Consider the following 13,186-nt stretch of genomic DNA (forward strand, 5'->3'; position numbering starts at 1 on the left):
AAGCCGGAACTCGGTCAGGCGCGGGTGACCAGGTCTCGCAGGAGAGAACCCATCTGGGTGGCGGCCGCGCGGCCGGCTTCCAGGACTTCCTGGTGGTTCAGGGGCTCGCCCGTCATGCCGGCGGCCAGGTTCGTCACCAGGGACAGGCCGAAGACCTCGACGCCGGCCGCGCGGGCGGCGATCGCCTCCAGCACCGTCGACATGCCGACCAGGTCCGCGCCCAGCGTGCGCAGCATCCGGATCTCCGCCGGCGTCTCGAAGTGCGGCCCCACCAGGCCCGCGTAGACGCCTTCTTCGAGCGACGGGTCGATCTCCCGCGCGATCTTCCGCAGCCGCGCCGAGTACAGGTCCGTCAGGTCGACGAAGTTCGCGCCGACGATCGGGGAGCGCGCGGTCAGGTTCAGGTGGTCGGAGATCAGCACCGGCTGGCCGACGCGGAAGCCCTCGCGCAGCCCGCCGGCCGCGTTCGTCAGCAGCACCGTCCGGACGCCGGCCGCCGCCGCGGTGCGCACGTTGTGCACCACCGGGTCGATGCCCTTGCCCTCGTAGAAGTGCGTCCGGCCCAGCATGACCAGGACGTTCTTGTCCCCGATCGTCAGCGACCGGATGGTGCCGCCGTGGCCCACCGCGCCGGGCGTGGTGAAGCCGGGGAGCTCGGCGAACGGGATCTCCGTCTCGCACTCCCCGATGACGTCCGCCGCCGGGCGCCAGCCCGACCCCAGGACCACCGCGATGTCGTGCGCCTCAACGCCGGTGCGCTTGGCGATGGCGCTCGCGGCTTCGTGTTCACTCATGCGAGGGAGCGTATCCGCACGGCCCTCACCACGAGGAACACGACCAGCCCGAACGGGGAGAGGAAGATCGTCAGCAGCAGGATCGGGCTGACGACCCACGGCGAGAGCCCCCGCGCCCGGCCCTCGAAGTACATCCACCGGGCGATGAACAGGTCGAACGCGATGAGGTGCGCCCAGACGAGCCCGGCGCCCCACGGCGTGGCCAGCAGCGTCTGCAGGACGCCGAGGTCGGGCCGGAGCATCGCCCGCCCCCACTCGCCGAAGTGCGGCAGCACGAGCGCGAAGTAGCAGGCCAGCGGCAGCAGCGGCACCCACGGCGACGCCATGATCCGCTCAGTCCACCGCCACCCCGGGGCCAGGACCATCAGCGCCCAGAACGGCGCGGCGAGCGGGAAGGCCAGGTCGAAGAGGGTCATCGGACGCGCACCGTAGCCCACGAACCCAGCCCGACCGCGGCGGCCAGCACGGCGAACGCTCCCAGCGTCGCCGCGTCCGGGTGCACGATCGACTGCGCCCGCAACGCCTGCCACGTCACCAGCGCGGTCAGGCCGGCGTACCCGGCCGCGCCGAGCAGGACCAGCCGTGCGCGGACGACGTCGTCACGCAGCCGCGGGAACCGCGCGGCCAGTGCGGCCAGCCCGATGGCGAGCAGCGGCAGGGCCTGCAGCGCGTGCATCCCGACGAAGTGCGGGATCCGCAGGTCGCCGGCCACCGTGCTCCAGCCGAGCAGGGGCAGGCCGGGGCCGCCGTCCGCGAGCCCGACGGTGTGCGCGCCGACCACCGTCGGCGTCGTGCCGGTCTTCCACTGCGCGAGCTGCTGCGCGGTCGGCGACGTCATCAGGATGCCCAGCGAGATCCCCACCAGCGACAGCACGGCTCCGGTGCGCACGGCCCAGAAGGTCGCCCGGCCGGGCACCTTCGTGAACATCACCAGCACGGTCAGCACCAGCGTCGCCACCCACAACCCCATGATCATCTTGCCCATGACGTCGTAGATCAGGGTGTCCTGCGGGGTCGCGTTGTTGAAGTGGCTCGCGTGGCCCCGCGCCGCCTGGAACACGAGGAGAACGTACTCGGCGGCGAAGATCACGACGAGGAAGTTCGTCAGCAGGCCCGCCGTGCGCCGGAACCGTGGCAGCAGCGAGACGAGCCAGCTCCAGGTGACGAAGTAGAGCGCGCCGGAAACGGCGAACTTGACCGGCTTGGCCCAGATCGGCGCGCCCGCCAGGGTCCGCTGGTCGACGAGCAGCGCGGCCAGCCCCAGCAGGGCCGCGACCCCCAGGGTGGCGGCGGCGAGCGCGGACGGCCGGTGCCACCCGTGCGTTCTGCTCCGGAGATCGGCGAGGATGGTCATGGTTCCCTCCCAGAATGGATAGTCAAGCTCTCCGTTATGGGAAGTTAAGGTATCCATGCTGAGCTGTCTTCAGGGTTGCCCCGGAGACCGACCCCGGGATCGAGAGCGGATGCGCATGCGGATGGCCGAACTGAGCGCCCAGTCCGGGGTGCCGGTCGCGACCGTCAAGTACTACCTGCGCGAGGGCCTGCTCCCGCCCGGCGAGCGGACGAGCCCGAACCAGGCGCGGTATTCCCCGGCGCACGTCCAGCGGCTGCGGCTGATCAGGGCGCTCACCGAGGTCGGCGGGCTGCCGCTGGCCTCGGTCGGGGTGGTGCTGGCCGCGATCGACGGCGACGAGACCCCGCACCGGACGATGGGCGTCGTCCAGGAGGAGCTGGCCGGACCGGCGCCGAAGGTGTCGGAGGAGGCCGCGGCGTGGGCGTCCGGGCTGCTCGAGGACGTCGTCCGGGAGAACGGCTGGAAGTGGCACGAACCCCGGGGCGCCACGATCGACAACCTGGTCGCCGCGCTGGCCACGGCGAAGGAGCTCGGGCAGGACATGCTGACCGAACGGCTCGGCGAGTACGCCCGGCTGGCGCTGCGCGTCGCGGAGGTCGACGTCGGGGTGGTGGCCGGCCTGACGTCGGTGGACAAGATCATCGAGGCGGGCGTGGTCGCCACCGTGCTCGGCGACCGGATCTTCGCCGGCCTGCGCCACCTCGCCCAGGAGCAGGTGTCCCGGGACGTCCTCGGCGGCGCTAGTCCGAAACGCTGAGCGTCTGGGCGACGCGGTCGAAGACGTCCTGACGGCCCGAGTTCTCCTGCTCGGCCGGCACGGTGACCGAAAGGAGCCAGAGGCTGGTGCCCGCCGGGACGAGGTTCATGAACGTCACGCGGGTGCCGCCGCCACCCTTTTCGGGCAGCGTGCCGCCCTCGGCCAGGCGGTAGGTCAGCGTCGTGCCCTTGCCGTCCGGCATCGGCGACGGCCCGAAGAGCGTGAACGCGTTACCCGGGTACGACGTCTTCAACCAGGAGATGTACTCCTCGTCGGAGGGGTACTGGGCGAAGTACTTCACCAGCCGTTCCACCCGCAGCGACCGGCGGCCGTCGGGCGAGACGTACTGGACGGCCGTGCTCGCCCCGAACTTCGTGGTGGTGTGCGGGGCGACGAACTTCTGCCACCCCTGCGGCACGGCGAGGCCGAACTGCCCGCCGTTGCCGGTCGCGTAGCTCGCGTCGCCGGACTGCTGCACCAGCGACGGCGGCGGCACGTCGGTGGGGCCGTTCGACGTGCTCCGCGGGGCGGCGTCCGGGGGCAGCAGCGGCTGCCCGCCCACCGTCCTGGCCAGCGCGAACCCGCCGCCGGCGGCGAGCAGGAAGAGCAGGATCGCCACCGCGACGAGCACCGCGGTGGCCGTGCCGCTGCGACGGCTCGCCCGCGGCAGCGGCGGCGGAGCGAACACCGTCGGCGGGTCCGTGGCCGGCGGCGCCGAGGCGGGGCCCGGCGGGCGCAGGAACGGCAGCGGGCCGGGATCGGCGGCGAGCTCGCTGCTCGACCCCTCGGCCTTCTTCTCCGCCTTGTCCTTGGCCTTGTCGGGCAGGACGGTCTTGATCACCTGCGTGTCGGTCGCGTCCGGCTGCGCGGACGTCTTCTTGCCGTCCGGGGTGTGGAACAGCTCGGGCCCGAACAGGTCGAGCGGCGTCTTCGTCTGCAGCGGGTACAGCCGGTGCCGGACCTCCCGCAGGGTGATCCGGCGGCCCGGCTCCTTCGTCATCAGCGCGCCGATGACGTCGGCGAGCGGGCCGGCCTTCGGCTTGGGCACCTTCCCGTTGACGACCTTGCCGACCGTCTCCAGCGGGTCGCCGTCGGCGTCGTACGGCGGGGCGCCCTCGACCGCGGCGAACAGCGTCGCGCCGAGGCCCCAGAGGTCCGCGGCCGGCGTGACGGCGCCGCCGGAGGCCACCTCCGGCGCGATGTAGGCGGGGGAGCCGAGCATGATCCCGGTGCGGGTCATGGTCGCCTCGGAGACGTTGCGCGCGATCCCGAAGTCGGTCAGTTTGATCCGGCCGTCGCTGGCCACCAGGACGTTGCCCGGCTTGACGTCGCGGTGGGTGATGCCGGCGGCGTGCGCGGCCTCCAGCGCGGACGCCACGGCGATGCCGACCGCGGCGGCCTGCCCGACGGTCAGCGGCCCGTGGTCGCGCAGGATGTGCGCCAGGCTGCGCGAGGGCAGCAGCTCCATCACCACGAAGGGCTGGTCGTCCTCGCGGGCGACGTCGTGCAGGATGATCACGTTGGGGTGGGACAGCACGGCGATCGCGCGCGCCTCGCGCAGCGTCCGCTCCCGCAGCTCGTCCGCCTGCGACGCCGGGATGCCCGGCGGCACCTTCATCTCCTTGACGGCCACCTGCCGGTGCAGGAACTCGTCGTAGGCCGACCAGACGGTGCCCATCGACCCGGAGCCGAGCACCGAACGCAGCCGGTAGCGACCGGCGACCACTCGTGTCTCTTCGCTGGAGGGGGGCACCCGCCAATTGTGGCGTACGGGACCGGCAGTCTCTGCAGGCTGGCCCCTAACCCGGCGTGGCCCGGCCCCTAGCGCGACCAGACTCACAGGTCGGACGCGGCGAGTGCCTCTACCATCACTGGTTATGACTGATGTGGCCGGTCCGGAGTCAGTGCCGATCTCCGAACTCGACCTCGCGGCCGAGTTCCCCCAGGCGACGCGCGAGCAGTGGCAAGAGCTGGTCGCGGGCGTGCTGCGCAAGAGCGGGAAGCTGCCGGAGGACTTCGCGGGCGCCCCGGAGAGCAAGCTCGTCACGCGGACCTACGACGGGATCGAGATCCAGCCGCTGTACACGGCCGAGGACGTCCCCGGCGACATCGGCTTCCCGGGCCTGCCGCCGTACGTGCGCGGGTCCCGGCCGGAAGGCCAGGTCGGCACCGGCTGGGACGTCCGGGCCCGCTTCACCGGCTCGGACGCGCGAGAGGTCAACAAGGCGATCCTCGCCGACCTCGAAGGCGGCGTGACGTCGATCTGGCTCACGGTGCCGCCGTCGGAGCTGGCCGACGCGCTGAACGAGGTCTACCTCGACCTGGCGCCCGTCGTGCTGGACGCGGGCCCCTCGTATGAAGCGGCCGCTTCGGAGCTGCTGGCGCTGTTCGACGAGCGCGAGATCCCGGCGAGCGAAGCCACCGCCGTGCTGGGCGCCGACCCGATCGGGCTGGCCGCCCGCTCCGGTTCCGCCGTGGCCCTCGAACCGGCGGCCGCGCTCGCCGCGCGTGTCGCCGGTAAGTACCCGAAAGTGCGGACGATCGTCGCCGACGGCCTCCCGTTCCACGAAGCCGGCGGTTCGGACGCGCAGGAGCTGGGCGCGCTGGTCGCCGCCGGCGTCACCTACCTGCGTGCGCTGACGGACGCCGGGCTGGACGTCGAGGCCGCCGCCGGGCAGCTGGAGTTCCGGCTGGCCGCGACGGCCGACCAGTTCTCCACCATCGCGAAGCTGCGCGCGGCCCGCCGGCTGTGGGCGCGCGTCGCCGAGGTCTGCGGGTTCACCTCGCCGATGCGCCAGCACGCCGTGACCTCGCCGGCCATGCTGACCCGGCGCGACCCGTGGGTGAACATGCTGCGCACGACCGTCGCCTGCTTCGGCGCGGGCGTCGGCGGCGCGGACGCCGTCACCGTGCTGCCGTTCGACGCGGCAATCGGCCGTCCCGACGCCTTCTCCGCGCGGATCGCCCGCAACACCCACGCGGTGCTGCTGGAGGAGTCCAAGCTGGCCGGTGTGGCCGACCCGGCGGGTGGCTCCTGGTACGTCGAGAAGCTCACCGACGACCTCGCGCACGCGGCCTGGGCCGAGTTCACCGCCATCGAAGGCGCGGGCGGCCTGGTCGCGGAGCTCGCGTCCGGCGCTTTGGGTGAGCGGCTGGCGGCGACCTGGGAGAAGCGCTCTTCGCGGATCGCGACGCGGCGTGACCCGCTCACCGGCGTCAGCGAGTTCCCGAACTTGGCCGAGAAACCGGTGGTCAGGGTGCCCGCCGAGGCCACTGTGGACGGTGGGCTGCCGCGGCACCGGTACGCCGAAGGATTCGAAGCGCTGCGGGACGCTTCGGACGCGTACCTCGCTTCGCACGGCTCGCGGCCGAAGATCTTCCTCGCGACGCTCGGCCCGGTCGCCGCGCACACCGCGCGCGCCGGATTCGCCGCCAACCTGTTCCAGGCGGGCGGGATCGAAGCCGTCAACCCGGGCGCGACCGACGACCTGCCCGCCGCGTTCCGCGCGTCCGGCGCGAAGATCGCCTGCCTCTGCGGCACCGACGACGCCTACGAGGCCCAGGCGGCCGACGTCGCCAAGGCCCTCGGCGCCGACCACGTACTACTGGCGGGCAAGGGCACCTACGACGGCGTGGACGGCAACGTCTTCGCCGGCTGCGACGCCCTCGACGTCCTCAACGGCCTGCACGCCAAGCTGGGAGTCACGCGATGAGCATCCCGAACTTCGCCGGTCTCGACCTCGGCACGCCGTCGCCGGGCGACCGCGACACCTGGGCGAAGGCGGTCCAGGAGGCCACCGGCAAGGGGCCGGACGCCCTGGCCTGGGAGACGCCCGAGGGCATCGGCGTCAAGCCGGTGTACACGGCCGCCGACCTGTCCGATGTGGACTTCCTCGGCACGTACCCCGGCGTCGCGCCCTTCCTTCGCGGGCCGTACCCGACGATGTACGTCAACCAGCCGTGGACCATCCGCCAGTACGCCGGGTTCTCCACCGCCGAGGAGTCCAACGCCTTCTACCGGCGCAACCTCGCCGCCGGGCAGAAAGGGCTTTCGGTCGCCTTCGACCTGGCCACCCACCGCGGCTACGACTCCGACCACCCGCGCGTGTCCGGCGACGTCGGCATGGCCGGGGTGGCGATCGACTCGATCTACGACATGCGCCAGCTCTTCGACGGGATTCCCCTCGACAAGATGTCGGTGTCGATGACGATGAACGGCGCGGTGCTGCCGGTGCTCGCGCTGTACGTCGTCGCGGCCGAGGAGCAGGGGGTGAAGCCGGAGCAGCTCGCGGGGACGATCCAGAACGACATCCTCAAGGAGTTCATGGTCCGCAACACCTACATCTACCCGCCGCAGCCGTCGATGCGGATCATCTCCGACATCTTCTCCTTCACTTCGCAGCACATGCCGAAGTACAACTCGATCTCCATCTCCGGCTACCACATGCAGGAAGCCGGCGCGACGGCCGACCTCGAGCTGGCGTACACGCTCGCCGACGGCGTCGAGTACATCCGATCGGGGGTGGCCGCCGGGCTCAGCGTCGACAAGTTCGCGCCGCGGCTGTCCTTCTTCTGGGCGATCGGCATGAACTTCTTCATGGAGGTCGCGAAGCTGCGCGCGGCGCGGCTGCTGTGGGCGAAGCTGGTCAAGGGTTTCGACCCCGCCAACGCGAAATCGCTGTCGCTGCGGACGCACTCCCAGACGTCGGGCTGGTCGCTGACCGCGCAGGACGTCTACAACAACGTCGTCCGCACCTGCGTCGAGGCGATGGCCGCGACCCAGGGGCACACGCAGTCGCTGCACACGAACGCCCTCGACGAGGCACTGGCGCTGCCGACGGACTTCTCCGCGCGGATCGCCCGCAACACGCAGCTGCTGCTGCAGCAGGAGTCCGGCACCACGCGCGTGATCGACCCGTGGGGTGGGTCTGCTTTCGTCGAGAAGCTGACTTATGACCTGGCGCGCAAGGCGTGGGGCCACATCAGCGAGGTCGAGCAGGCCGGCGGCATGGCCAAGGCGATCGACGCGGGCATCCCCAAGCTGCGCATCGAGGAGGCCGCCGCGCGCACCCAGGCACGCATCGACTCCGGACGGCAGCCGGTGATCGGCGTCAACAAGTACCAGGTCACCGGCGATGAGGACATCGAAGTCCTCAAGGTCGACAACGCCGGCGTCCGCGCCCAGCAGCTGGAGAAGCTGCGGCGGCTGCGGTCCGAACGCGACTCCGCGGCGACGGAAGACGCGCTGCGGCGGCTCACCGAGGGCGCCGGCAACGGCGGCAACCTCCTGGAACTGGCCATCGACGCGGCCCGCGCGAAGGCGACCGTCGGCGAGATCTCCGACGCGCTGGAGAAGATCTGGGGCCGGCACTCCGGCCAGATCCGGACCATCTCGGGGGTGTACCGCGAGGAGGTGGGGAAGACGCAGAACGTCGAAAAGGCCCGGCAGCTGGTCGACGAGTTCGCCGCGGAGGAGGGCCGGCGGCCCCGGATCCTCGTCGCGAAGATGGGCCAGGACGGCCACGACCGCGGCCAGAAGGTGATCGCCACCGGTTTCGCCGACCTCGGCTTCGACGTCGACGTCGGCCCGCTGTTCTCCACCCCGGCCGAGGTGGCCCGGCAGGCGATCGAGGCGGACGTGCACGTCGTCGGCGTCTCGTCGCTGGCCGCCGGCCACCTCTCGCTGGTGCCCGCGCTGCGCCACGAGCTCGCCGAGCTGGGCCGCGAGGACATCATGGTGGTCGTCGGCGGCGTCATCCCGCCGCAGGACTACCCGGCGCTGCGCGAGGCCGGTGCGGCGGCGATCTTCGGCCCCGGCACGGTGCTCGCGGACGCAGCCATCGACCTGCTCGGCCAGCTGTCGGTGCAGGAGTCCTGACCCTTGCCGCGGAAGATCGACGTCACCGCCTACGCCAAGGGGGTGCTCGCGGGGGACCGCGGGACGCTGTCGAAGGCGATCACGCTGGTCGAGTCGCAGCGGGACGACCACCGGGCGCTGGCGCAGGAGCTGCTCGTCGAGCTGCTGCCGCGCGCCGGCGGGGCGCAGCGGGTCGGCATCACCGGCGTCCCCGGTGTCGGCAAGTCGACATTCGTCGACCAGCTGGGCACCGACCTGACCGCGGCCGGGCACCGCGTCGCCGTGCTGGCGGTCGACCCGTCGTCCACGCGCACGGGCGGGTCGATCCTCGGCGACAAGACCCGGATGGCGCGGCTGGCGGTCGACGAGCGGGCGTTCATCCGGCCGTCGCCGACGTCCGGCACGCTCGGCGGCGTCGCGCGGGCCACCCGCGAGACGATCGTGCTGATGGAGGCGGCCGGCTACGACGTCGTGCTGGTCGAGACCGTCGGGGTCGGACAGTCCGAAGTGACCGTCGCGAACATGGTCGACTGCTTCCTCTTTTTGACCCTCGCCCGCACCGGTGACCAGCTCCAGGGCATCAAGAAGGGCGTGCTGGAACTCGCCGACGTCATCGCGGTCAACAAGGCCGACGGCGACCACGAGCGGGACGCGCGGCGGGCGGCGCGGGAGCTGGCGGGCGCGCTGCGGATGATCTACGGGCCCGAAGCGTCCTGGACGCCGCCGGTGCTGACCTGCAGCGGCCTGCACAACCTGCGCCTCGACGAGGTCTGGGGCGCGATCGAACAGCACCGCGAGACGCTGACGGCGTCCGGCGAGCTCGACGCCCGGCGCCGGCAGCAGCAGGTCGACTGGACGTGGGCGATGGTGCGCGAGCAGCTGCTCGGTCGGCTGGCGGCGCATCCGGACGTGCGAACGGTCGTTCCGGACGTCGAACGGGCGGTGCGGGACGGTGAACTGACGGCTACCCTCGGTGCACAGCGGATCCTCGACGCGTTCGGTGGCTGACGTGCGGGCGGTCCGTGGGCAGAATGCCTGGTCGTGGCGAAAGGATGACATGGGGAAACTGCGGGGTCTGGTCCTGGCCGGGGTGCTCGGCGCGGTGCTGTTCACCGCGTCGCCGGCGTCGGCGCTCGCCGGACCGGTGCGTCCGGCTGCGGTCACGGTGAGTGTGGCTGCTCCGGTGCTTTTCCCGGCGCAGACCCAGCCACCGGGGCCGGTCCTCGACCCGGCCCAGACGGACAAGGCGAACACCGAAAAGACCAGGAACAAGCTGGTCGCGGGCCTGATCGCGGTCGTACTGCTCGGCATCGTGATCTGGGGGCGCAAGATCCGTTCGAAGCGGGCCAAGGGGTCCTGATGCGTTCGGGTGTGCCGAAGTACTGCACACCGTTCAACGCAGATCCGGTACCGGCCATCTAGGACGGCCGTTTTCGAGGCGCGCGTTGCCGCCTGCATGGTGCACGATCGTCTGCAAATGCGTACGACAGATCGATCGGCACGTTGCGTGACCCCAGCCGCTGCCCGGGTTACCCGTGTTGCGGGAGGAGGTGCGGCGTGACGGTGTTGGACTCACGACCGGACGTTCCAGGCGACCCCCACGGGCGCATCGTCAACCCCATGGAGGGGTCCGAAGCGCTGATTTCCGCAGCCGGCGTAAGCATGGCTCCCGTGGAGGACCTTGGTGCGGGCCGCGGCCCGTTCTGGCTGGACGACTGGCTGCGCGCCAACGCGACCGACGTGCTCGCCTGGCGGCGGCACATCCACGCGCACCCGGAGCTGTCGCGGCACGAGTTCGCGACCACGGAACTGGTCGTCACGCTGCTGCGGACGGTCGGGCTCAAGCCGTGGGTGCTGCCGGGCGGCACGGGCGTGGTGTGCGACATCGGCCGCGGCGAGCGGTGCGTGGCGCTGCGCGCGGACATGGACGCGTTGCCGCTGACGGAGGCGACGGGCCTGCCGTTCGCGTCGACGGCCGAGGGCGCGGCGCACATGTGCGGCCACGACGCCCACACGGCGATCCTGCTGGGCGCCGCCCGCGCCCTGGCCGGCGCGCCGGAGCTGCCGGGCCGCGTCCGGCTGATCTTCCAGGCGGCCGAGGAGGTCATGCCGGGCGGAGCCCTGGACATGATCGCGGCGGGCGCGCTGGACGGCGTCGACCGGATCTACGGCCTGCACGTCGACCCGCGTCTCGAGGTGGGATCGGTCGGCATGCGCGTCGGCGCCCTGACGTCGGCGGCGGACCTGATCGAGCTGCGCCTGACGTCCCCGGGCGGCCACACGTCCCGCCCGCACCTGACGGCGGACCTGGTCCACGCACTGGGCACGGTGATCACCTCGCTGCCGGCGCTGCTCTCGCGGCGCGTCGACCCCCGTTCCGGGACGGTCCTGGTCTGGGGAGCGGTCCACGCAGGCCAGGCGGCCAACGCGGTCCCGCAGGACGGCGTCCTGCGCGGCACGCTGCGCACGGCGGACCACGAGGTGTGGACGGCCCTGGAGCCGCTGGTCGCGTCTTCGGTCGAGTCCCTCCTGGCCCCGACGGGCGTCGGCTTCCAGCTGGACTACCGCCGCGGCGTCCCGCCGGTGGTCTCGGACCCGGAGTCGACGGCCCTGATGCGCGCCGGCGTCGAGGCCGCCCTCGGCGAGGGCGCGGTGGCGCCGACGGAGCAGTCATCCGGCGGCGAGGACTTCGGCTGGTACCTGGAGCACGTCCAGGGAGCCTTCGCCCGCCTGGGCGTCTGGTCCGGCCCCCCGGCCCCGCAGTCGGACATCCACCGCCCGACGTTCATCCTCGACGAGCGTTCCCTCCTCTGCGGAGTCCGAACCCTCGTCCACACCGCCCTAACCTCCCTCGCCTAACGAGTCCCGTCTCCAATCACGCGAGTCCCGTCTCCAATCACGCGAGTTCGGAGTTACGCACACAAGTTATCCACAGGTGTGGCGAGTTATCCACAGGTCGAGGATGAGGCCCTTCCGTTGATCGTCGGCGGGCCTCATCCTCGATGATGTGATCAATTGGGGAGGACGACACGGAGCCGTCTCGCGTCGCGAAGCTGATGCAGTTCTGGGGCGGCGAGCAGTGCTCGAAGGGCTGGCGACCGGCGTGCTCGCGCAGCCATGGCGTGGCGTGGTCATCCACGCCGCAGATGCGCTGAACCTCGGGACTCGCGCTCAGGCCGCGCTCATCGCGGTGGGTCCACCGGCAGCGCTGTCTGGAGCTACTTCGCTTGCGCTGCATGGGATATCGGCTGCCGATGAGCCCACAGTGCACCTCACCGTGCCGTATGCCAGGCGGGTGGAGTCGAGGGCGGGCTTGGTCATCCATCGAGCCGAATTCACCGAGTCCGATGTGATCGAAATCGACGGGTTGGCGGTCTTCTCGCTCGATCTCGCCCTCGCGGATTTCCTCTGCGACGGCGACAAGCGAACAGCGTTCGCCGCGCTGGACGAAGCCATGCGCGGTCTGGCCGCCGACCACTGTCAGAAGCTTCGGGAGAACGTCCGTGACCGGATCCTGGACCGTCGGAGCAAGCGAGGTATCCACAGGGCGCAGATGCTCCTGGCTCTCGCCACCGGCAAGGCCGAATCGCCGCCCGAAAGCGTCCTCCGGCTGATCGTGGTCGAGGCCGGGTTGCCCGTTCCGGAGGCGCAGTACGAGATCACCGCCATCGATGGCCGGCGGCTGTACGTACTCGACATGGCCTGGCCGGAAGTGCGCATCGCGTTGGAATACGACGGCTTCGCAGCTCATGAGGAGCGACGCGAGCAAGACGCCGAGCGCGACCACCGGTTGGCCGGCCGTGGGTGGGTCACCATCCGCGCGACGGCGGCGGATCTCCGTGACCCGAGCCGGGTGCTCGCCGAGTTGCAGGCGCAGTTCGGCCGACGAGCGGCGTAACTCGCGTGATCGGAGCCGTCATCCGCGTGATTGGAGACGGAACTCGCGTGATCGGAGCCGGGACTCGTCAGCCGGTTATGCCGGAGCAGGGGCGGGTTCTCAGGTCGCCGACGTAGTCGGCTGGGGCGCCGGCCGCCTCGGCGGCGTCCGCCAGGACGCCCAGGTAGCGGGCTGATGGCAGGCCGCCCTCGTAGGCGTCCAGGACGTACAGCCAGGCCAGGACCGAGCCGTCCATCGTCTGGACGCGCAGCCTGATCTTCGAGTGGATCCCCAGCTCGCCGCCTTCCCAGCGGTCCAGCCCGGTCTCGTCCAGCGGGGTCACGTCGTAGAGGACGACGAACACCCGTGATCCCGGGTCTTCGACGATCGTGGCCAGGGCACCTTCCCAGCCGAGGTCCTCGCCGCCGAAGGTCAGGCGCCACCCCTCCAGCCAGCCGGTGCCGGCCATCGGCGAGTGCGGCGCGCGCTCCAGCATCTGGGCGGGCTCCATGTTCGATCCGTACGCGGCATACAACGGCACGCCGAC

Annotated in this window: 12 protein-coding genes; 7 read left to right on the forward strand and 5 right to left on the reverse strand. The window is 71.5% G+C overall.

The features are described from left to right. Positions 1 to 14: 14 nt before the first annotated feature. From C2L59_RS30940 to C2L59_RS30950, 3 genes are read right to left on the reverse strand one after another with little or no spacing between them, the layout of a single operon-like run. The gene (locus C2L59_RS30940; RefSeq protein ID WP_103353065.1) at positions 15 to 794 is read right to left on the reverse strand and encodes a purine-nucleoside phosphorylase; all 780 of its coding nucleotides are present in this window, start codon (positions 792 to 794) and stop codon (positions 15 to 17) included. Further along, complete coding sequence (locus C2L59_RS30945; protein WP_103353066.1) at positions 791 to 1,210, reverse strand: ABA4-like family protein; 420 nt, start codon at positions 1,208 to 1,210, stop codon at positions 791 to 793. The genes C2L59_RS30940 and C2L59_RS30945 overlap by 4 nt, the downstream gene beginning before the upstream one ends. Then, positions 1,207 to 2,148 carry a hypothetical protein gene (locus C2L59_RS30950; RefSeq protein WP_103353067.1) on the reverse strand — a complete coding sequence of 314 codons (942 nt, stop codon included), beginning with the start codon at positions 2,146 to 2,148 and terminating at the stop codon, positions 1,207 to 1,209. Before C2L59_RS30950 ends, C2L59_RS30945 begins: the two co-directional genes overlap by 4 nt. 115 nt (positions 2,149 to 2,263) lie before the next feature. Here C2L59_RS30950 and C2L59_RS30955 point away from each other — a divergent pair, with 115 nt between their 5' ends. Next, the gene (locus tag C2L59_RS30955) at positions 2,264 to 2,905 is read left to right on the forward strand and encodes a MerR family transcriptional regulator (protein ID WP_103353151.1); all 642 of its coding nucleotides are present in this window, start codon (positions 2,264 to 2,266) and stop codon (positions 2,903 to 2,905) included. Here C2L59_RS30955 and C2L59_RS30960 read toward each other — a convergent pair. Further along, a complete protein-coding gene (locus C2L59_RS30960; RefSeq protein WP_103353068.1) occupies positions 2,889 to 4,631 on the reverse strand; it encodes a serine/threonine-protein kinase in 1,743 nt (580 codons plus the stop codon). The genes C2L59_RS30955 and C2L59_RS30960 overlap by 17 nt on opposite strands. 151 nt (positions 4,632 to 4,782) lie before the next feature. Between C2L59_RS30960 and C2L59_RS30965 the strand changes: the two genes are divergently transcribed. From C2L59_RS30965 to C2L59_RS30990, 6 genes are all read left to right on the forward strand, one after another. Next, the gene (locus C2L59_RS30965) at positions 4,783 to 6,618 is read left to right on the forward strand and encodes a methylmalonyl-CoA mutase family protein (RefSeq protein WP_199199330.1); all 1,836 of its coding nucleotides are present in this window, start codon (positions 4,783 to 4,785) and stop codon (positions 6,616 to 6,618) included. Further along, on the forward strand, positions 6,615 to 8,783 hold the full coding sequence (gene scpA / locus C2L59_RS30970; protein WP_103353070.1) for a methylmalonyl-CoA mutase: 2,169 nt from the start codon (positions 6,615 to 6,617) through the stop codon (positions 8,781 to 8,783). Before C2L59_RS30965 ends, scpA begins: the two co-directional genes overlap by 4 nt. A gap of 3 nt (positions 8,784 to 8,786) precedes the next feature. Then, entirely contained in the window at positions 8,787 to 9,770 is a 984-nt protein-coding gene (gene meaB, locus C2L59_RS30975) for a methylmalonyl Co-A mutase-associated GTPase MeaB (protein WP_103353071.1), read from the forward strand. A 49-nt stretch (positions 9,771 to 9,819) separates the two neighbouring features. Continuing rightward, positions 9,820 to 10,122, forward strand: coding sequence for a hypothetical protein (locus C2L59_RS30980; protein ID WP_103353072.1), 303 nt, complete (start codon positions 9,820 to 9,822; stop codon positions 10,120 to 10,122). Between the two features lie 197 nt (positions 10,123 to 10,319). Then, entirely contained in the window at positions 10,320 to 11,621 is a 1,302-nt protein-coding gene (locus C2L59_RS30985; RefSeq protein ID WP_103353073.1) for an amidohydrolase, read from the forward strand. Between the two features lie 205 nt (positions 11,622 to 11,826). Next, positions 11,827 to 12,660 (forward strand): endonuclease domain-containing protein, encoded by an 834-nt coding sequence (locus tag C2L59_RS30990; protein ID WP_103353152.1) that lies wholly within the window; start codon positions 11,827 to 11,829, stop codon positions 12,658 to 12,660. A 67-nt stretch (positions 12,661 to 12,727) separates the two neighbouring features. Here C2L59_RS30990 and C2L59_RS30995 read toward each other — a convergent pair whose 3' ends face one another. Continuing rightward, positions 12,728 to 13,180 carry a gamma-glutamylcyclotransferase gene (locus C2L59_RS30995; RefSeq protein WP_199199331.1) on the reverse strand — a complete coding sequence of 151 codons (453 nt, stop codon included), beginning with the start codon at positions 13,178 to 13,180 and terminating at the stop codon, positions 12,728 to 12,730. Between the last annotated feature and the right edge of the window lie 6 nt (positions 13,181 to 13,186).

It is taken from the genome of Amycolatopsis sp. CA-128772, assembly GCF_002904295.1.
Taxonomy (GTDB): Bacteria; Actinomycetota; Actinomycetes; order Mycobacteriales; family Pseudonocardiaceae; genus Amycolatopsis.

Bases quoted from the DNA above. Each gene is read 5' to 3' on its own strand.
- C2L59_RS30940 (WP_103353065.1), bottom strand. From the start codon at position 794: ATGAGTGAACACGAAGCCGCGAGCGCCATCGCCAAGCGCACCGGCGTT.
- C2L59_RS30945 (WP_103353066.1), bottom strand. From the start codon at position 1,210: ATGACCCTCTTCGACCTGGCCTTCCCGCTCGCCGCGCCGTTCTGGGCG.
- C2L59_RS30950 (WP_103353067.1), bottom strand. From the start codon at position 2,148: ATGACCATCCTCGCCGATCTCCGGAGCAGAACGCACGGGTGGCACCGG.
- C2L59_RS30955 (WP_103353151.1), top strand. From the start codon at position 2,264: ATGCGGATGGCCGAACTGAGCGCCCAGTCCGGGGTGCCGGTCGCGACC.
- C2L59_RS30965 (WP_199199330.1), top strand. From the start codon at position 4,783: ATGACTGATGTGGCCGGTCCGGAGTCAGTGCCGATCTCCGAACTCGAC.
- scpA (WP_103353070.1), top strand. From the start codon at position 6,615: ATGAGCATCCCGAACTTCGCCGGTCTCGACCTCGGCACGCCGTCGCCG.
- C2L59_RS30980 (WP_103353072.1), top strand. From the start codon at position 9,820: ATGGGGAAACTGCGGGGTCTGGTCCTGGCCGGGGTGCTCGGCGCGGTG.